The sequence below is a fragment of the Candidatus Streptomyces philanthi genome (assembly GCF_059553635.1).
In genome coordinates this window covers 28,110-46,679 of sequence record NZ_JCANQV010000012.1, presented here as the reverse complement: position 1 = coordinate 46,679, position 18,570 = coordinate 28,110, and the positions used below count along the sequence as shown (strand labels likewise).

Genomic DNA, 18,570 nt, shown 5'->3' with positions numbered 1-18,570 from the left:
ACAGGATGGATCCGTGCGAGGGGACGACAACCGGCTGACCGTTGCCGTGCGGGAGGCGCAGAACGGCGACGAGGAGGCGTTCCGTACCGTCTACCGGGCCGTGCACCCCCGACTTCTCGGATATGTACGGACTTTGGTGGGCGAAGCGGACGCGGAGGATGTCGCCTCCGAGGCGTGGCTCCAGATCACCCGTGACCTCGACCGCTTCCGGGGCGACGCCGACCGCTTCCGCGGCTGGGCCGCCCGCATCGCCCGCAACCGCGCCCTCGACCACATCCGGATGCGCGGCCGCCGTCCCGCCGTCGGCGGCGACGAGAGCGCGCTCGCCGACACCCCCTCCGCCTCCGACACCGCCAAAGAGGCCCTGGAGGCCCTCGGCACCGGCCGCGCCCTGCGGCTGATAGCCCGACTGCCGCAGGACCAGGCCGAGGCCGTGGTGCTGCGGGTGGTCGTCGGACTCGACGCCAAGAGCACGGCCCAGGTCCTCGGCAAGCGCCCCGGAGCGGTCCGCACCGCCGCCCACCGCGGACTGCGGCGCCTCGCGGAACTCCTCGACGAGGACCCCGCGCCCGGAGGGACGGAAGCGGCCGCGCCCGCCCGCGGAACGGACGGCTGCCCCGCCGGGCTCCCCCGGGGCACGGGCGGCCGGGCGGCGGGCACCGTGCCCGTACCCCCACGAGGACGCCGGAACGGCGTGGCGGAATCGTACGCACCAGGTGTGACGGAAACGGCCGCACGAACGCAGAGGGACATGTGATGGCCGACGACCGGTACAGCTGGCTCGACGAGGACGCGGCGGAACGCCTGCTGCGCGGCGAGCCCGCCGGCGCCACGGCCGCACAGGACCTCACCCGACTGCTCACGGACGCCGCGACGCCCCGGGCGGCGCCGCTGCCGGGGGAGGAGGCGGCGCTCGCCGCGTTCCGTACGGCGCGCGGCGCCCGGCGGGACGACGGCGCCCCCGTGACGCTCGGTCACACCGTGCGGCCCCGGTTCGCCCGGCCGTTCCGCCGCGGTCTCGCCGTCGCGTTCGCCGTCTGCGCGATCGGCGGTGTCGCGGTCGCGGCCGGTACCGGCGTGCTGCCCAGCCCCTTCCCGGGCGGGGACCCCGGCCCGGCCGCCACCGTTTCGGTCGGCGGCACCCCCGGGACGCTGGAGAGCCCGTTCGCGGGAACGACGACCGGGACCGGCACACCCTCCCCGGGCACCTCGTCCGGCACGGACCCGTCCGGCACTCCCGTCCCGTCCGCCTCCGCCGGTACGAGCGGAAGCCCGTCCTCCGAGGGCAGCTCCCCGGACGGCGGCCCCACCGGCCCCTCGCACACCCCCGGGAACAAGGGCCGCACCGGCGCAGGGGAAACGTCCCGCCCCGGTCAGGGCGGCGGCCCCGACCGCATCGCCAGGCTCTGCCGCGACCACCGCGCGGGCCGCACAGAGGGCATGGACCCCGACACCGTCCGCCGCCTGGAGAGCGCAGCCGGGGGCCCCGCCCGCGTCCGCGCCTTCTGCCGCCGGTACCTGCTCGACCACCCGGGGCAGGGCGGCAACGGCCAGGGCGGCGACCACGACGACAAGCGGGGCGGCAACGGTCAGGGCGGGAACGACCAGGGCGGCGGGAAGGGCGGCGGCAATGAGGGGGACGAGGACGGCGACGGCGGCGGACCCTCCTCAGCCGCCGTTCCTGCCCCTCATGCCGGGCCCCGGAACTGACGGGTGTGACGTTTTCCGGGCGCGTGACGCAGTAACGAATGAAGCCGACTGGTCATCGGCTGCGCGGCGGCCGGGGTCGCCCCCCGTACCCACGGTGCCGCGCGTACGGCGCGGGCGGGACTCGTTCCCCCGGTCCCGCCCGCGCCCCTCTGCCGTACCGGACGGAAAGCCCCGCAGGCCCGTCCCGGGAGCGGGCCCCGCACACGACGACGCCGGGGAGCACACACCGCGTGCTCCCCGGCGTCCGCGCGCCACGGGCCTGCCGCTACTTGTAGACGACGACCTTGGTGCCCGGCCGTACCTGGTCGAACAGCTTGGCGATCCGCTGCTTGTCCCGCACATTGACGCATCCGGCGGACGCGCCGTTGTACCCGCGGGCGGCGAAGTCCGCCGAGTAGTGGACCGCCTGGCCGCCGCTGAAGAACATCGCGTACGGCATCTTCGTGTGATAGATCGTCGAGACGTGGTGCCGGCTCTTGAAGGTGACGTGGAACGTCCCCTCACGGGTCGGCGTCCGGCGGCCGCCGAACCGCACGTCCATCGCCGAGACGACCTTGCCGTTGACCACCCAGGCCAGCGTCCGGGTCTTCTTGCTGACGCACATCACCTTGCCCTTGAGACAGCGCCGGTCCAGCTTGCCCAGCGGCCTGGTGGTCGTCGGGTGCAGCTCCAGGCGCGTCGGTGTGTGCGTGCGCTTGAGCAGCGCCTTCCACGTCAGCGGCCCGACCGTGCCGGTGCGCGGCAGACGCTGCTTCTTCTGGAAGGCCAGCACCGACGAGGTGGTGGTCCATCCGTAGTAGCCCGTCGGCCTGACGCGGAAGTGGCCCAGCTGCGCCAGCCGCGCCTGGACCTCCCGCACACTGCCGTTGCGCGAACCGGGCTTGAGCTGCGGCCGCGCGGCCTTCTTGCTCTTGCTCTTGCTCTTGTTCTTGGCCGCGGCCGGTACGGCCGTCGCCGTCCGCCCGCCCAGCGGCGCCAGTGCCCAGGTCGCGGTCACCGCCCGCGACGCGTGGACCGGGGCGACCGCGGCGGTCGCCTCCGTGCTTCCGGTGCCGACGACGGCGTCGGGAGCGGCCGTCACGGTCCGGAAGCCGACCGTCGTCGCCAGAACGGCGGTCACGGCGACCGCCGTGCCGACGGCTCGTCTTCCTGAACTCCTCTTCATCAGTTCCCACCCCCGGGATGTCAAAAGCCCGTCTGCAATGCTGCCCCGTACTGCGCTGTGGTGAACCTGTGGTCATCGTGTGCGCGGGGTTTCAGCGCGTTGTACGCCACCGCGCGCCCCCGTGGCTAGAGTCCTGCGGGGCAACGGCTTTTCCCCATCGGTGACGTTGGTGGTCCACCGGACCGGCGGGAGGCGTAGGACATGGCGCACGAGGCGGACGGTGTGCGGTACGGCGAGAGCGGGCTGCTCGTCGAACCGGTCTACGGGCCGGAGGCGCTGGAGGGTTGGGACCCCGCCGCCCGCCTGGGAGCGCCCGGCGCCCCCCCCTTCACCCGGGGCGTCCACCCGTCCATGTACCGGGGCCGCCCGTGGACCATGCGGCAGTACGCCGGATTCGGTACGGCGAGCGAGTCCAACGCCCGCTACCGGCAGTTGATCGCCCACGGTACGACGGGTCTCTCCGTCGCCTTCGACCTGCCGACGCAGATGGGGCACGACTCGGACACCCCGCTCGCCGCCGGCGAGGTCGGCCGGGTCGGCGTGGCCGTCGACTCCCTGGACGACATGCGGGTGCTGTTCGAGGGCATCCCGCTGGACACCGTGTCGACGTCGATGACCATCAACGCGCCCGCCGCTCTCCTCCTCCTGCTGTACCAACTCGTCGGCGAGGAACAGGGAGTGGCATCCGAACGGCTGACCGGCACCCTGCAGAACGACGTACTCAAGGAGTACATCGCCCGCGGTACCTACATCTTCCCGCCCCAGCCCTCACTGCGGCTGACCGCCGACATCTTCCGCTACTGCCGCACCGAGATGCCGCGCTGGAACACCATCTCCGTCTCCGGCTACCACATGGCCGAGGCCGGCGCCTCGCCCGTACAGGAGATCGCCTTCACCCTCGCCAACGCCCTCGCGTACCTGCGGGCCGCGCGCGCCGCCGGGATGGACGTGGACGAGGTCGCCCCCCGGCTGTCGTTCTTCTTCGTCGCGCGCACCACGCTCCTGGAGGAGATCGCCAAGTTCCGTGCCGCGCGCCGGATGTGGGCACGGCTGGTGCGCGAGGAGTTCGCCCCGAGGAACCCGAGGTCGATGATGCTGCGGTTCCACACCCAGACCGCGGGCGTCCAACTCACCGCCCAGCAACCGGAGGTCAACCTCGTACGCGTCACCGTCCAGGCCCTCGCCGCGGTGCTCGGCGGCACCCAGTCACTGCACACCAACGCCTTCGACGAGGCCCTCGCCCTCCCCACGGACCGCTCCGCGCGCCTGGCCCTGCGCACCCAGCAGGTCCTGGCGTACGAGACCGACGTCACCGCCACCGCCGACCCGTTCGGCGGCTCCTACGCGATGGAGTCGATGACGGACGCGGTGGAGGAGGCCGCCGACGCGCTGCTGCGCAGGGTCGAGGAGATGGGCGGCGCGGTCGCCGCCGTCGAACGCGGCTTCCAGAAGGACGAGATCGAGCGGAACGCCTACCGCGTCGCCCGGGAGACGGAGGCCGGCGACCGGGTCGTCGTCGGCGTCAACCGCTTCCGGACCGAGGAGGAGGAACCGTACGTGCCGCTGCGTGTGGACCCCGCGATCGAACAGCGCCAGATCGCCCGCCTCGCCGCACTGCGGGCCCGCCGCGACGGGACGGCGGTGGGCGCCGCGCTCGCCGCCGTCCGCACGGCCGCGCGGGGAACGGACAACGTCCTCTACCCGATGCGCGAGGCGCTGCGCGCCGGCGCGACCGTCGGCGAGGTCTGCGACACGCTGCGGGAGGTGTGGGGGACGTATGTGCCTACGGGGGCGTTGTGAGGGGGAGGCCCGGGGGCTGGTGGAGCGCGGGTTCGCGTGCACCGCGAGGCGGGTCGGGCGTCCGGGGGCCGCGAGACGTCGGGCGGGCGGGGCCGGCGGCCCGGGGTAGGGCGCTGGTGGCGGACGCGTTGGACCGAGCGGGGGACGGCACTGTCCTGAGGGGCACACGGGCCGACCGCCCCGCCTCGTACCGCCCGTATCACGGGAGCACCCCGCCCTCATAGGGGTCACCCCGGCATACCCGGACACTCTGCGTCACACTGGTGTCATGTCGTCCCCCCGCCGCGCGTGCCCCGTCTGCACCCGAGAGATCGCCGTTGTCGGCGGCCGCTTCGCCCGCCACGACCCGCCGGGCCGCCGGAGCACCATCGAACTGATCTCCTGCCCGGGGTCGCGCCGCATCGCCCCGATGATGGCGCCGGCCGAGAAGCTGTTCGACCCCGAGGAGCCGCCGTTCCCCGGGCAGCAGCCCCTGTTCTGAGCGGGCCGTACGCCCGTCAGGCCGGGCGCGGCCATCGCCTGGGCCTCCTGGTAGTCGTTGGCCTCGAAGGCGATCCGCGGCTCGAACCCGGCCTCCCGGCAGCCGCGGGTCAGCGCCTCGGCGACGGGGTCGCCACCCTCGCGGGGGAGCAGTTCTGCGCCCTCACCCTCTGCGCGACGGCCGGGGGAACACCCCCGCACGCGCGGGGACCAGCTGGGCCACCCACTCCTCGTAGCTCAGGTCCGGGGAACACCCCCGCACGCGCGGGGACCAGCTGGGCCACCCACTCCTCGTAGCTCAGGTCCGGGGAACACCCCCGCACGCGCGGGGACCAGTACGTCGGCCCCGACGGTGTTCGGGCCGCGCGGGGAACACCCCCGCACGCGCGGGGACCAGAAGCGCTCCAGGAGCGTGACGGTCTCGTCGTCGGGAACACCCCCGCACGCGCGGGGACCAGAGGACCTGACCTGCGACTTTAGCTCCGCCTACCTGGGTTTTCAGCAACTCTCGCCGATTCGGGCATAGCGGGCATCGTTGGTGGGCTATGACGAAGCGCTGATCTTTGTCGTGGCGGTGGAAGGTGTGAGGATCAGCCTCGTTGTTGGTCGGGGGAAACGGGTGGTGGTTCGGCGGGGTGGGGCTCATAGGGGAATGCCTGCTCGTCTGGCGAGGGCTGTGAGCTTTGGGTTGTTGCGTTTGTGGAGTGAGATGAGGACTCGGGTGAGTTCTTGGGTTGTTGGGTGGACTCTGGACATTTGGGGGGCGATTTTCCAGGCTGTGGCGAGGGAATCGACGGCGCCGTCCCGGTCGTTGAGTGCGAGTTTGGCGCGGGCGAGGTTCATGTGGAGGGGGGCGATGCGGGTTGCCGGGAGAGTGGGGGCGCCCCGGAGGTATTGCTCGGCCTCGTCCATGGCCGCCGCGTTCTCCTTGAGGTCCACGTGGGTGGCGATGGTGTGGGTCAGGGTGTTTTCGGGGCCGAAATGGATTCCCTGGACGTTCACGTCGGTGGGGAAGTGGGAGGCGGCGTTCTGGGCGCCTGCCAGGTGGCGGGCGGTTGTCTTCTTGTCCTGGAGGCGTCCGGCCAGGGTGAGCCCGCGGAGGTGGAGGAGACCCAGGGCGAGGTGGCGTTCCCTTCCCTGCATGGTGGATTCGGCCCGGGTGACGGCCTGGTCGACCACGGCCAGTCCGCCGGCGAAATCACCGCCGTTCAGAAAGGTCCCGGCCTCGTCCCGGACTGCTACCGCTTGCGCGAGTGCGTCGGCCCGTTCTGCGGCCTGTTGCTGTTTCACGACCGCCAGTTCGGCGAGGGTCATCCAACGGTGCCGTGCGGCAAGCCAGTAGACCGCGCTGTAGACGTCGGCGACCCTGGCCCAGGCGTCGGGACGTCCGCTGCGGTGGGCGAATTCCTGCGTCCGCCGGACCAGTGAGGGAAGGGCCCGGGTCACGGCGACGAGATCCGCTTCTCCCCGAAGCCGGAGAAGTTGTGAGAAGTCGCGTTCAAGCCGGTCGATTTCTACGGGCTCGTCGGTCGGGAAGTCGAAACGGCGCATCGCCGCTCGCAATTCCGTGAGGCGGTCCTCTTCGCCGCTCGGCGGTGGCGCTTCACCCAGCAGGTCGGCCAGGGAAAGGCCCAGGGCTGACGCGACCGCAGCGGCCATGCTGTGCGAGAGCGGGCGTTCACCCCGTTCGATTTTCCCCAGCATGCTCGTCGACATGCCGGCCCGCGCGGCCAGTTGTTCCTGTACCCATCCCCGCCGCAGTCGCTGGATCTTGACGTTCGCGCCGGGTCCTGGAGTGGTGATGTCGGCACTCATGTGAGCTGTCTTCCCGGTCGGGGGTCACTTGCCTCCACGGCTTGATTCTGCGGCTTTTCCGGGCCTCGCGCTTGTGCACTTCCTGTGCACTTTCACCACCCATAACCCTCGTTGACTGACCGTGAGCAACGGCAGCAGGTGGCGGTGACGCCTCGCCCGCAGTGACGCAGAAGGCATGGGGCCGGATGGTGTCGGGGGCGGGCTGTCGGCCGCTTCCTGGCAACGGAGGTAAGCGAGTGCTGGTGGACGAGTCGCCCGGTGACTGGCGGCGGAAGATCGAAGAGGTGGAGGCGGCGCGTGATGATCTCGGTGCTGCGTTGAAGGGGGTGGGGGGCACTCTGCCGTCCCTTGGGGTGGATGTGATGGCCGGTGTCGGACGGACGTCCGTGCTGGTGGAGCTGGGGCGGTGCAATGTGGCCACGGCGCACGCGTTGGCGAATGTTTTGAGGAGGGTGCCTCAAGGTGATGGCGGGGTGGGGTGTTGTGGGGAGTGACGTGTTGGGTGACGGAGGAGAGGGAGAGCCGGTCAAATCTCCTGGGCGGAGTTCTGATGTGGCGGAAGAGAAGCAGGGCAAGGAGAAAGGCGGCACCGGCGACCTGTGGGAAAAGGTGCGAGGGGTGAACAGGCGGCCTTCGTCCGGGAAGGAATCGGGGAAGTGGGGGTGAGCGGACGCGGCGCGGGGCGGTCTGCGGGTGACGGCCTGTTCTGGGGCGGGGTGTTCATGCTCCTGTCGTGGGGCGGCGTCATGGTCGTAGCCCTGCTGGTGGCCATGGAGCGCGCCTGACCTGGGGGCGGTCGCCGGGTGCCCGGCCCCCCAGGGGGTGGGCATCGGGTCGGCGGGTCCCTTCGGAGGCACGTCGGCAGGCCCCCGCAACACCCTCGCCGTAGTCCCCCGCCCCACGAGTGGTCACCACCCCCAGAAGCAGGGTATGATCATCTACGTAACTCCGGTGCGGCGCACCGAAGTCGCGCGTCCGTGGTCCAAGGAAAGACGCCCACCTGCCGGTGGGAAATGTAGGTGCAAGGCCTGCCGGGCGCTCCGGGGAGAAGGCCCCGTACTCGTTGAGTGCGGGGCCTTCTTGCTGCGTCGGGGAGGGGACGGGTGGTTGGGCCCGTCCCCTCCCGTCGTCAGGGGGCCAGGACGTCGAGTTCGGCCATGGCGCCGATGGTGATCTCGCGGGTGAGGGATTCGGCGCGGGCGGCGTCGCCGGTGCGGATGGCCTCGGCGACCTGGACGTGGAGGGTGACCGCGGCCGGGTCCGGGTCGGTGAACATCACGTGGTGGTGGGTGCGGCCGGTGAGGACGGCGGCGACGACGCCGCCGAGGCGGGCGAACATCTCGTTGCCCGAGGCCGTCAGGACGACGCGGTGGAACGCCGTGTCGTGCACCAGATAGGCGTCGAGCTGCTGGCCGCGGGAGGTGGCGACCATGCCCATCGCGTGCTCGGTCAGCGCGGCGCACTGCGTGGGATCGGCGTGCCGCGCCGCCAGTCCCGCCGCGACCGGTTCGACGGCCGAGCGCAGGACGGTCAGGGAGCGTAGCTGGCGGGGGCGGTCCGGTCCCGCGAGGCGCCAGGCGATGACGCGGGGGTCGTAGACGTTCCACTCCTCGGTGGGGCGGACCGTGACGCCGACCCGCCGCCGGGAGGCGACCAGACGCATGGACTCCAGGACGCGGACGGCCTCGCGGATGACCGTGCGCGACACGTCGAAGCGCTGCTCCAGCTCGTCGGTGCGCAGGACCGTGCCCGGGGGGTATTCGCCCGCGGTGATCGCGGGCCCCAGGGACTCCAGCACTCGGGCGTGCAGCCCCTTCCCCTCGTTCTCCATGGCCCAAGCCTACGGTGACCCCCTTCGCGACTTTAAGTATGACGTTTACGCCACACTGTCTTGAATAAGTCACACCTAATGGGTTTCAGTGGGGTGACGCCGAGGTCGAAGAAGACAGCGAGGTACACGGGATGAGCACGCCCCACGTCATCGTCGTGATGGGAGTGGCCGGCACCGGCAAGACCACCATCGGACCGCTGGTCGCCACCGGGCTGGACACTGTCTACGCCGAGGGCGACGACTTCCATCCCCCGGCCAACATCGCCAAGATGTCCGCCGGCGTCCCGCTGGACGACGACGACCGCGGCCCCTGGCTCGACGCCATCGGCGCCTGGGCGCACGACCGGGCGGGCCGCGGCGGCGTCGTCAGCTGCTCGGCCCTCAAGCGCGCCTACCGCGACCGGCTGCGCGCCGCCGCCCCCGGCGTCGTCTTCCTGCACCTCAGCGGCGACCGCGCGCTGATCGAGCGGCGGATGGCCGAGCGCAAGGGGCACTTCATGCCCACCGCGCTGCTCGACTCGCAGTTCGCCACCCTCGAACCGCTCGGGTCCGACGAACGCGGCGTCGTCGTGGACGTCACCGGCACGCCCGAGGAGATCGCCGCCCGCGCCACCGCCGCACTGCGGACCCTGGGCGACACCGCACCGGGCGCCTGAGCGCCCCCACCTCGCCTGCCCGGGCTTGTGCTCCGGCGCACGCTCCACCCCGCCCCGGGGCCTCACTCCGGCGCGCACCCCCTGCCCGGGAGCCCCCTCCCCGGCAGGATCTCCTCCGGGAGCCCCCTCCCGGAGGACCTTCCCCCTCCCTCCAAGGAATCGCCGTGACTCATCTCAGCGTGGAGATGCTCGCAGCGGACGCCGCCGGACCGATCACCTCGGCCGGTCACGCGCAGCTGGGCATCGCCGTCCTGACCGGCATCGCCGTCATCGTCCTGCTCATCACCAAGTTCAAGCTGCACGCCTTCCTCTCACTGATCATCGGCTCGCTGGTGCTCGGCGCGGTCGCCGGCGCCCCGATGGACAAGGCCATCGCCAGCTTCTCGGCCGGCCTGGGCGCGACGGTCTCCGGTACCGGCGTCCTGATCGCGCTCGGCGCCGTCCTCGGCAAGCTGCTCGCCGACTCCGGGGGCGCGGACCAGATCGTCGACACGATCCTGGCGCGGACGCGGCGCGGGGCGATGCCCTGGGCGATGGTGCTGATCGCCGGGATCGTGGGTCTGCCGATCTTCTTCGAGGTCGGGATCGTGCTGCTGATCCCCGTGGTGCTGCTGGTCGCCAAGCGCGGCAACTTCTCCCTGATGCGGATCGGCATCCCCGCGCTCGCCGGACTCTCCGTCATGCACGGCCTGATCCCGCCGCACCCCGGCCCGCTGGTCGCCATCGACGCGGTCGGCGCCAACCTCGGCGTGACCCTCGCCCTCGGCGTGGTCGTCGCCATCCCCACCGCGATCGTCGCGGGCCCCCTCTTCGCCCGTTACGCCGCCCGCTGGGTGGACATCGCGCCGCCCGAGAAGATGCTGCTCACGGGCCAGGACGGGCGGGACGGCGAGGACGGGCGGGACAAGCGCCCCGGCTTCGGCATCACCGTCGCCACCGTGCTGCTGCCCGTCGTGATGATGCTGTCCAAGGCGCTGGTCGACATCGTCGTCGACGACCCGAAGGCCGGTGTCCAGCGGGCCTTCGACGTCATCGGCTCGCCGATGATCGCGCTGCTGGTCGGTGTGCTCGTGGCGATGTTCACCCTCGGCCGGGCGGCCGGGTTCACCAAGGGGCGGGTCGCCTCCACCGTCGAGCGGTCCCTCGGCCCGATCGCCGGAGTGCTGCTGATCGTCGGCGCGGGCGGTGGTTTCAAGCAGACGCTGGTGGACTCCGGCGTCGGCCAGATGGTCCTGGACGTCTCGCAGGACTGGAACATCTCCGCCCTGCTGCTGGCCTGGCTGATCGCGGTCGCCATCCGGCTCGCGACGGGCTCCGCCACCGTGGCCACCATCTCCGCCGCCGGCCTGGTCGCCCCGCTCGCCGCCGACATGAGCACCACCCACGGCGCCCTGCTCGTCCTGGCCATCGGTGCCGGCTCGCTGTTCTTCAGCCATGTCAACGACGCGGGCTTCTGGATGGTCAAGGAGTACTTCGGGATGAACGTCGGCCAGACCCTCAAGACCTGGTCGATCATGGAGACCCTGATCTCGGTCGTCGGCATCGTCTGCGTGCTGCTGCTGTCGCTGGTGCTGTAGCGGCGGTACGTACCGAAGGGGCCGGGTCCGTGGCGCACACGGGCCCGGCCCCTTTTCCGGTGGGCGCGGGGCCCGTCACGCCGTGGCGGCCAGGAACGGTGCCAGGGCGGCGGTGACCTCCGCGGTGGCGTTCTCCGGGCCCGCCGCGAGGGTGAGATAGCCGTCGGGGCGGATCAGGAAGACGCCGGGGCCGCTGCCGTAGGCGGCGCGGAGATGACCCTCGTGGTCGAGGAGGTCGGCGCCGGGGCCGCCCGCGCGGACGGTGCGGAGCAGGCCGGGGTCCTGGGGGAGGGCCGCCGGGTCGAGGTCGGTCGTCCCGAGGACGAGCAGGGTGAAGTGGGGGCCGCTCAGCAGCTCGAAGAGGCGTACGGGGGCGCCGTCCGGGGTGGTGCACGGCGCGTCCGGCGCGCGGTCACCGGCGCGCAGGGCGTCCTCCGGGAGGTCCTTGCGCCGTTCGAGGGTGAGGGGGCTGTCGGCGTAGCCGATGTCGAGCTGGTGCAGATCGCGGCCGCGGCGCAGGGAGCCGGTCTCGTGCAGACGGGTGCTGGTGGCGAGGATGCGGGCGGCGATCGGGCGGCGCTCGGCCCCGTACGTGTCGAGCAGCGCGTCCGGCGCGCCGTGCCGCAGCACCTGGCCGAGCTTCCAGCCGAGGTTGTACGCGTCCTGCACGCTGGTGTTCAGACCCTGGCCGCCCGCCGGGGAGTGGACGTGCGCGGCGTCGCCCGCGAGGAAGACCCGGCCGGTGCGGAAACGGTCGGCCATCCCCGCCCGGGGGCGGAAGACGGACGTCCAGCGCGCGTCGCCGATCTGGTCGGCGGACAGGTGCGTGTGCGCGGCGATGTGGGCGCGGACCGCCTCCGGGGAGATGTCCGGATCGGGGCCCGTGACACCGACGAGGAAGCACTGGAAGAGGTCCGTGCGGGCCAGCGGGAGCATGGCGACGAACGCGCCGGGCGGCCGGAACCAGCGGTGCCAGTGGTCCCGGTCGAGGCCGTCGACGGGCAGATCGGCGAGTACGGCGATGCCCTCGGGCAGCTCCGGGCCGCTCATGGTGACGCCGAGGGCCCGCCGTACGGTGCTGCGCCCGCCGTCGGCGGCGACGAGATACCGGGCGCGTACGGTCCGTTCGCCGCCGTCCGGGCCCTTCAGGCAGGCGGTCACGGTGTCCGCGTCCTGGGTGAAGCCGGTGAGTTCGGTGGCGAAGCGCACCGTGCCGCCCAGCTCGGTCAGCCGCGCGTACAGCACCTCCAGATTGCGCCACTGGGGAACCATCACCGTGTTGGCGTACGGGACGGCGGGGGTCGGCTCGATGCGCTCGACCATGCGCACCGTACGGACCATCCGCCCGTCCTCCCACATGCCCACCTCCGGGTAGTGGCCGCCGACGGCCAGGGCCGCTTCGAGGACGCCGAAGTCCTCGTAGACCTCCTGGGTGCGGGGCTGGACGCCGGTGCCGCGGGCGCCGGGGGAGAGGTGTTCCTGGCGTTCGACGACCAGGGCGTTCACGCCGCGGCGGGCCAGGTCGAGGGCGAGGGCGAGGCCGGTCGGGCCGGCGCCGCTGATCAGGACGTCCGTGGTGAGGTCCGTACCGGCCACCGGTTCCTTAACGTTGTTAAGTTCCATGTTTCCGAGCATGTGCTTAACGGTGTTAAGTTGTCAACATGGCTTCGCGAATCGACCGGAAACACGTGGTGGACACCGCCCTGCGGCTGCTCAACGACACCGGCCTCGAAGGGCTCACCCTCCGCCGGATCGCCAAGGAGCTGGACGTCCAGGCCCCCGCGCTCTACTGGCACTTCAAGAACAAGCAGGAGCTGCTGGACGAGATGGCCACGGAGATCTTCCGGCGGCTGTCCGCACCGGTCACGGAGGGCCACTCGGTCACGGAGCAGTACGGCACCACCTGGCAGGACGCCGTCCGCGGCGCCTGCCGCGGACTGCGCGGCACCCTGCTGTCCTTCCGCGACGGCGGCAAGGTCTTCAGCGGTACGCGGATGACCGGCGGTGAGTACGCCGCACCGATGGAGTTCCTCCTGCGGCGGCTGACCGACGGAGGCTTCACCTTGCGGGCCGCGACACGTGTCTGGTGGACCGCGTACAACTTCACCATCGGCCTGGTGATCGAGGAGCAGTCGGTCCACCCCGTGCCCGACGACCACGACGTCCGCGACCCCGCCTACGACCTCACGCAGCGCCAGGCCCGCTTCGGCGACGTGTACCCGCTGATGGCGGAGGCCGGGACGTACATGTTCGGGAAGATGGACGAAGGGTTCGAGGCCGGACTCGACCTCATCCTGGCGGGCGCGGAGGCCACGCTGCGCGGGGCGCGCGCCGGGGAGTGAGGGGGCGCGCCGGGGGCGGCCCGCCCTTGGCGCCGGCGCGGAGGGGCCGCGTCAGCCCGTACGCCCTCGGCGCCCGGCGCGGACACGCCCCCGCGTCAGCCCGTACGCCGAGGCGCGATCGCCCGCTTCAGCACCGGTGTCAACGGCCGCTCCACCCACCGGTGCAGCACCCACGCCAACAGCAGCATCACCGCGATCGTCAGCCCCAGCGTCACGGCGGAGGGGATGCCCAGGGAGCGGTGGAGAGCGCCGACCACGACCCAGCCGAGGTGCTCGTGGACGAGGTAGAACGGGTAGGTCAGGGCGCCCGCGACGGTCAGCCAGGGCCAGTCGACGCGGCGGAAGGCGCCCAGGGCCACGGCGGCGACGACGGCGAAGCCGCAGGTCACGATGGCGATGACGACGATCGCCGAGCGGTGCGGGAAGGTGTGCGCCGTGTGCGGGTGCCACAGTTCGGCGACCGCGTGGTGCTGCCCCAGCAGCCAGCCGGTCAGTACGATCGCCCAGGCCACCGGATCGCGCCAACCGAAGCGGTGCAGCAGGTACAGGCCGATGCCGCCGATGAAGAACGGCGCGTACCGCGGCATCAGGACCACATCGAGGAACGGCTGGTGGGCCGCCTGCGCCAGCACGGCGGCCAGCGTCCAGCCGGCGCAGAAGACGACGACCCGGCCGCGGGTGGCGCCGGGCAGCACCACACACAGCGCGAACAGCGCGTAGAACCGCATCTCCGCCCAGAGCGTCCAGCACACCCCCAGCACCCGGGGGACGCCCAACGGCATCTGGAGCATGGTCAGGTTCGTCAGGACGTCGCTCGGCGCCAGGGCGCGGAACGCGACCCACGGCAGCGCGAAGACGGCGGTGACCAGCAGGATCGCCACCCAGTAGGCCGGATAGAGCCGGGAGACGCGGGAGGCGGCGAAGGAGCGCAATCGTTTCAGCCCGGGCGCGGCCCGGTCGGACGAAGGGTGGGCGACGGGCGGGGCCCAGCCGCTGAGGCAGATCACGAACCCGCTGATGACGAAGAAGACCTGGACGCCGAGGCACCCGTAGGCGAACCACTGCGAGGCGGTGGGGAACTCCTGCGCCGGGGAGGCCCCCCACGCCCGGGATATCTCCCCGTTCCGCCCGCCGTAGTGGTAGAGCGCGACCATCAGCGCGGCCAGCAGCCGCAGCCCGTCCAGCGCCCGCAGCCGGGGCGCCGCGCGCCGCCCGCCCCGTACGGCGGTACGGGCGGGCGCGGGCGCGGCCTGAGTGAGCTGGGCGGTCACCGGGACAGCGCCCGCTTCTTCAGGCGCCGCCGGACCGCGCGGGCGCGGCGCGCCACGCGGCGGACCGCGGCGTTGCGCGGGATGAACGACAGCTGCGAGGGGATCGCGCCGGGCAGCGCGAGCGCGGTGAGCCGCCGGCGCTTGAAGTAGCGGCGGGTGTAAGCGTTCAGATGCGCCGTGAGGTAGCGCTCGGCGACCGGCCGCAGGTCGGGGTGGAGCTGGTGCTGCATGGCGTAGCCGACCGCGCCGAGCAGGCCGGTCAGGTCCCCGGGGGCGGGTGGTGCGCCGTCCCCGGTGAGGTCGGGGACGAGGGCGTCGACGAGGGTGACGGGCACGCGGTTGCTGTTCTGGTACGGCGTCAGGCGCTCCAGCAGCAGTTCGGTGCCGGTCCTGGCGGTCGGCAGCCCGTAGAACGCGGAGGCCGTCAGCAGGGCGGTGGAGAAGCAGCCGACGACCAGCGCGGGCCGCATCGTGCGGTAGACCGCCTCGGCGAGCACCGGCCGCTCCAGCACGGTCAGTGCCACGTCCAGCCGCTCCGCCTCCTCCTCCAGCAGCCGCGACCAGCGGGCCGGCGCGGAGGGGTGCGGCTTGAAGACCACCTCGCGGTGGCCGCGGGCGGCGGCGCCGCGCACCATCCGCACATGCAGGTCCTCCTCCTCCTGCGGGGTGAGGATGTCCAGCGCGGAGAGGTATTGGCCCAGCAGGAGGGCGCCGCCCTCGGGCAGTCCGGGGACGTCGCTCGCGTCCGCGAGGTCGTCGAGGACCGTGGTGAAGGCCGCGCTGGGGACCGCCTCGGACGGGACGCCGAACTCGGTGAGCAGCAGCGGCTCCAGGCCCGGGACCAGGTCGAGGTGGAGCAGACGGCCGACGCGGGTGCCGATGAGCGGGTCGAGCTTGTTGCGGGTGGGGCCGTAGCTCATCAGGCCGTCGGCGTAGACGTCGATCGGCGCGTCGGGGAACAGCTGCGCCACCGCCTGCGCCGGGTTGACCTGGATCGACTCGACGACCAGCGCCACGCGGTCGTCGCCCAGGCCCCACAGCAGCCGCAGATGCCGCTCCCACAGGGGCGCGTCGTCGGGGCGCGGGGACCAGCCGCCGGGGTGGAACGGGCTGATCGCCTCGTTCCAGGACAGGACGCGGTCGAAGCGGCCGCGCAGCCGGTCGAAGCCCGGCAGGGTGTCCAGGGCCGGGGTGGTCTCCGGGGTGGTGGCGTTGTTGCTGACGAGCAGGAGGTTGCGGCCGGCGGGCGGGAAGAGGCCGCTGTCCAGGGCGGCGGCCAGGGTCGCCGCGCCGTAGAGGGTGGACGCGAGGAAGATCCGGGTGAGGGGGCGGGCGGGCATCAGGCGGCGACCTCCGGGGAGGGGCTGCCGCCCCGGCCGGGCGGGAGGGGGGTCCTGGGGGAGGGGCGGCGGCGCAGGCGGCGCAGCCGGGAGGCGCGCTGGACATCCATCGAGTCGAGGGCCTCCTTCAGTACGTCCTGCGGCATGCGTTTCATCGCCGCCGCACTCATGTCCCGCAAAGTCCTGGCCACCTGCGGCTCGAATCGTTCGATCGAACCGAGATGGTGGGAAATGATGGCGCAATAGGTGCGCACCGCTTTCGGGAGAAGCCGGTCCGCCTCGCGGTCCCGGGCCGTTTCCTCGATGACCTGGTCGAAAGCGCGCAGGAAATCCAATTGCCGTACGTCACCGATCTGCGTGAGCGAGGACGCCACCCCGCGCCGGTAGAAAACACCGAGCAGACCGACGACCGCCATGGACGACGCCTCGCGGTGCAGCCGCCAGATCCACGGGCGGTCCTCGGCGGTCCGCAGCCCGTGCCGGAAGTGCAGCAGCCCGTCGTCCAGCAGCCGGCGGTGGTAGATGCCCGCCCAGGCGTAGGCGTAGTCGACGGAGGTGGAGCGGTCGGCGGGCAGGATCAGCTCCCGCGGGTCCATGACGACCCCCCGCTTGCCGTGCGGGACGCGGTGCACCGTACGGGCCCTGCGGGTGCACTGCACATGGTCGGTGCGGACGAAGTCGCACCCCAACTCCTCGATGACGGTGAGGAGTTCCTCGTAGTAGCCGGGGGCGAGCCAGTCGTCGCCGTCGAGGAAGGTGACGTACGTGCCGCGGGCCGCGTCCAGCCCGGTGTTGCGGGCGGTGGCCAGACCGCCGTTGCGCTCGTGCCGCAGCAGCCGGGCGCCCGGCAGCTCCCGCTCGGCGCGCTCCAGGATCTGCGGCGTCCGGTCGCGGGAGCAGTCGTCGACGAGCAGGAACTCGAAGTCCTCGCGGGCGTTGGCCGCCAGGCTTCTGAGGGTGTCGGGCGCGTATGTCTGCACGTTGTAGAACGGCACGATGACGGAGAGCTTGACCACCCGCGTGACATTAGGCGCGCCACCCGCCCTTCGTCCTTACGCGACCCGGACTTCATGGTGAACGAAGAATGGCGGAACGGTTAACCGGTCCGCGTCGCGGGGCGGTTCGATCACCGGCGATCGGCTGTTAACCCGTTGTTGCAGCCCAGTTGGTTTTCCGAGCGAAAAGCCTTCTTAAAGTCATCGGCGTGCCATCACCTCTCCCTCCCGGACCGCGTGTCGCGGTACTCGCCGATTCGGACACCCGCTGGAAATGGGGCGCCCTCACCGCGCGCCGCCTCCTGCCGGACGCCCGACTCGACGGCTACCTCCTGCGCGGCCGCGCCACCCCCACGGTCCGCCAGCTCGACGAGGTCGGCGCCCGCGCCGACGCCCTGCGCGAGATCCGCGCCGTCGACTTCCTGGACCTGATGCGGGACAGGGCGACGGCGGACGCCGCCCGCGAGCGCTACGACCTCGTCGTCCTGGCGTGCGTCGGCGGCGCGGTCCAGGCCGTCCTGCACGGACTCGCCCGGGTGTGGCAGGGCGCGGCACACCGGCCCGTCGTGGCCACCGGATACGTCGGAGTGGTCTACGAGAAGCTCGCCGACGGACTGCTGCTGCGGCACGGCGCCGACCTCGTCCTCGCCAACTCCCGCCATGACGCGGAACGGTTCCGCGCGGTCTACCGGGGGGTGGGCGCGGACGACGGCGCGGTCGTCGAGTGCGCGCTGCCCTTCCTCGGGGGCGCGCCCCACCGCCGGGACGGCGGCCCGTGCCGCACGGTGGTGTTCGCCGCCCAGCCCTCCGTACCGGAGAGCCGAGCCGACCGGACGTATCTGCTGCGCAGGGTCGTGGGGCACGCCCGGCGGCACCCCGACCGCGAGGTCCTGCTCAAGCTGCGCAGCAAACCCGGCGAGCACACCACCCACATCGAGGAACTGCCGTACCAGAAGCTCGCCGCGAAGGTCCCCGGCGGCCTGCCCGCCAACTTCCGTCTGGTCTACGGCAACATGGGCGAGGTCCTGGACCGCACCGACCTCCTCGTCACCGTCAGCTCGACCGCCGCCCTGGAATCCCTGCACCGCGGCATCCCCACCGCCGTCCTCACCGACCTCGGCATCCGCGAGATCCTCGGCAACCACCACTTCCTCGGCTCCGGCTGCCTCGCCTCCTGGGACGCACTGGACGCCGGCCACCTGCCGCACCCCGACACCCAGTGGCTCGCCCGGCAGGGCGTCGCCGCCGACGGGACCTACGCCACCGCCTTCGACGCCGCCCGCGCCCGCGTCACCGCCCTGCGCACCGGCGGCCCCCTCCCGCCGGTCACCCCCTACTACACCCCGCGCACCGCCCCCGGATACCTCCCCGGCATCCTCGCCCGCCACGGCCTCGACCCGCACGGCGCCCCGCTCGCCACCGTCCGCGCCGAGGGCGCCGAACCCCCCGGCACCTTGCGCAGGATCGCCCGCGACACCGTCCGCGAGGCCGCCCGCGGCGCCTACCGCCACGGCGTCCAGCGCGTCGCCCCCGCCATCCGCCGCTGGGGGCAGCTGTGACCACCGCCCCGCACCACCCCACCCCCCAC

The 18,570-nt window shown here is 72.4% G+C and carries 16 protein-coding genes and 1 pseudogene; 9 read left to right on the top strand and 8 right to left on the bottom strand.

Features of this window, described 5'->3' with window-relative positions; genetic code table 11:
• Window positions 1-13: 13 nt before the first annotated feature.
• Together AC51EU_RS03555 and AC51EU_RS03550 are read left to right on the top strand one after the other, a co-directional pair.
• Complete coding sequence (locus AC51EU_RS03555; RefSeq protein ID WP_496265137.1) at window positions 14-757, top strand: RNA polymerase sigma factor; 744 nt, start codon at window positions 14-16, stop codon at window positions 755-757.
• Window positions 757-1,710, top strand: coding sequence for a hypothetical protein (locus tag AC51EU_RS03550; protein ID WP_496265132.1), 954 nt, complete (start codon window positions 757-759; stop codon window positions 1,708-1,710). Before AC51EU_RS03555 ends, AC51EU_RS03550 begins: the two co-directional genes overlap by 1 nt.
• Window positions 1,711-1,975: 265 nt before the next feature.
• Here AC51EU_RS03550 and AC51EU_RS03545 read toward each other — a convergent pair whose 3' ends face one another.
• The gene (locus AC51EU_RS03545) at window positions 1,976-2,830 is read right to left on the bottom strand and encodes a L,D-transpeptidase family protein (RefSeq protein ID WP_496265131.1); all 855 of its coding nucleotides are present in this window, start codon (window positions 2,828-2,830) and stop codon (window positions 1,976-1,978) included.
• 246 nt (window positions 2,831-3,076) lie between these two features.
• Here AC51EU_RS03545 and AC51EU_RS03540 point away from each other — a divergent pair, with 246 nt between their 5' ends.
• Complete coding sequence (locus AC51EU_RS03540) at window positions 3,077-4,675, top strand: acyl-CoA mutase large subunit family protein (protein ID WP_496265130.1); 1,599 nt, start codon at window positions 3,077-3,079, stop codon at window positions 4,673-4,675.
• A gap of 268 nt (window positions 4,676-4,943) precedes the next feature.
• Entirely contained in the window at window positions 4,944-5,156 is a 213-nt protein-coding gene (locus AC51EU_RS03535; protein ID WP_496265129.1) for a hypothetical protein, read from the top strand.
• A gap of 17 nt (window positions 5,157-5,173) precedes the next feature.
• Here AC51EU_RS03535 and AC51EU_RS03530 read toward each other — a convergent pair.
• Together AC51EU_RS03530 and AC51EU_RS03525 are read right to left on the bottom strand one after the other, a co-directional pair.
• Window positions 5,174-5,290: pseudogene (locus AC51EU_RS03530) on the bottom strand (LysR family transcriptional regulator); the annotation flags it as partial.
• A gap of 507 nt (window positions 5,291-5,797) precedes the next feature.
• Entirely contained in the window at window positions 5,798-6,970 is a 1,173-nt protein-coding gene (locus AC51EU_RS03525; protein ID WP_496265128.1) for a helix-turn-helix domain-containing protein, read from the bottom strand.
• A gap of 662 nt (window positions 6,971-7,632) precedes the next feature.
• Between AC51EU_RS03525 and AC51EU_RS03520 the strand changes: the two genes are divergently transcribed.
• Entirely contained in the window at window positions 7,633-7,755 is a 123-nt protein-coding gene (locus AC51EU_RS03520; RefSeq protein ID WP_496265127.1) for a hypothetical protein, read from the top strand.
• Window positions 7,756-8,099: 344 nt separating this feature from the next.
• Here the strand turns inward: AC51EU_RS03520 and AC51EU_RS03515 are convergent, their stop codons facing one another.
• The gene (locus tag AC51EU_RS03515; RefSeq protein WP_496265126.1) at window positions 8,100-8,801 is read right to left on the bottom strand and encodes a FadR/GntR family transcriptional regulator; all 702 of its coding nucleotides are present in this window, start codon (window positions 8,799-8,801) and stop codon (window positions 8,100-8,102) included.
• Between the two features lie 131 nt (window positions 8,802-8,932).
• On the opposite strand from AC51EU_RS03515, the gene AC51EU_RS03510 reads away from it, so the two are divergent.
• Together AC51EU_RS03510 and AC51EU_RS03505 are read left to right on the top strand one after the other, a co-directional pair.
• Window positions 8,933-9,457: a gluconokinase gene (locus AC51EU_RS03510; protein ID WP_496265125.1), complete on the top strand. Its 525-nt coding sequence runs from the start codon at window positions 8,933-8,935 to the stop codon at window positions 9,455-9,457.
• 164 nt (window positions 9,458-9,621) lie between these two features.
• Complete coding sequence (locus AC51EU_RS03505; RefSeq protein WP_496265124.1) at window positions 9,622-11,034, top strand: GntT/GntP/DsdX family permease; 1,413 nt, start codon at window positions 9,622-9,624, stop codon at window positions 11,032-11,034.
• A gap of 75 nt (window positions 11,035-11,109) precedes the next feature.
• Here AC51EU_RS03505 and AC51EU_RS03500 read toward each other — a convergent pair whose 3' ends face one another.
• Complete coding sequence (locus AC51EU_RS03500) at window positions 11,110-12,657, bottom strand: FAD-dependent monooxygenase (protein ID WP_496265123.1); 1,548 nt, start codon at window positions 12,655-12,657, stop codon at window positions 11,110-11,112.
• 38 nt (window positions 12,658-12,695) lie between these two features.
• Here AC51EU_RS03500 and AC51EU_RS03495 point away from each other — a divergent pair, with 38 nt between their 5' ends.
• The gene (locus AC51EU_RS03495) at window positions 12,696-13,376 is read left to right on the top strand and encodes a TetR/AcrR family transcriptional regulator C-terminal domain-containing protein (protein WP_496265122.1); all 681 of its coding nucleotides are present in this window, start codon (window positions 12,696-12,698) and stop codon (window positions 13,374-13,376) included.
• Window positions 13,377-13,471: 95 nt separating this feature from the next.
• Here AC51EU_RS03495 and AC51EU_RS03490 read toward each other — a convergent pair whose 3' ends face one another.
• The 3 genes from AC51EU_RS03490 to AC51EU_RS03480 are packed head-to-tail and all read right to left on the bottom strand — an operon-like array spanning window position 13,472 to window position 17,003.
• On the bottom strand, window positions 13,472-14,647 hold the full coding sequence (locus AC51EU_RS03490) for an acyltransferase family protein (RefSeq protein ID WP_496265121.1): 1,176 nt from the start codon (window positions 14,645-14,647) through the stop codon (window positions 13,472-13,474).
• Entirely contained in the window at window positions 14,644-15,987 is a 1,344-nt protein-coding gene (locus tag AC51EU_RS03485; protein ID WP_496265120.1) for an alpha-2,8-polysialyltransferase family protein, read from the bottom strand. Before AC51EU_RS03485 ends, AC51EU_RS03490 begins: the two co-directional genes overlap by 4 nt.
• A complete protein-coding gene (locus AC51EU_RS03480) occupies window positions 15,987-17,003 on the bottom strand; it encodes a glycosyltransferase family 2 protein (protein ID WP_496265119.1) in 1,017 nt (338 codons plus the stop codon). The genes AC51EU_RS03485 and AC51EU_RS03480 overlap by 1 nt, the downstream gene beginning before the upstream one ends.
• Before the next feature lie 188 nt (window positions 17,004-17,191).
• Here AC51EU_RS03480 and AC51EU_RS03475 point away from each other — a divergent pair, with 188 nt between their 5' ends.
• Window positions 17,192-18,541, top strand: coding sequence for a DUF6716 putative glycosyltransferase (locus AC51EU_RS03475; protein ID WP_496265118.1), 1,350 nt, complete (start codon window positions 17,192-17,194; stop codon window positions 18,539-18,541).
• Window positions 18,542-18,570 lie beyond the last annotated feature (29 nt).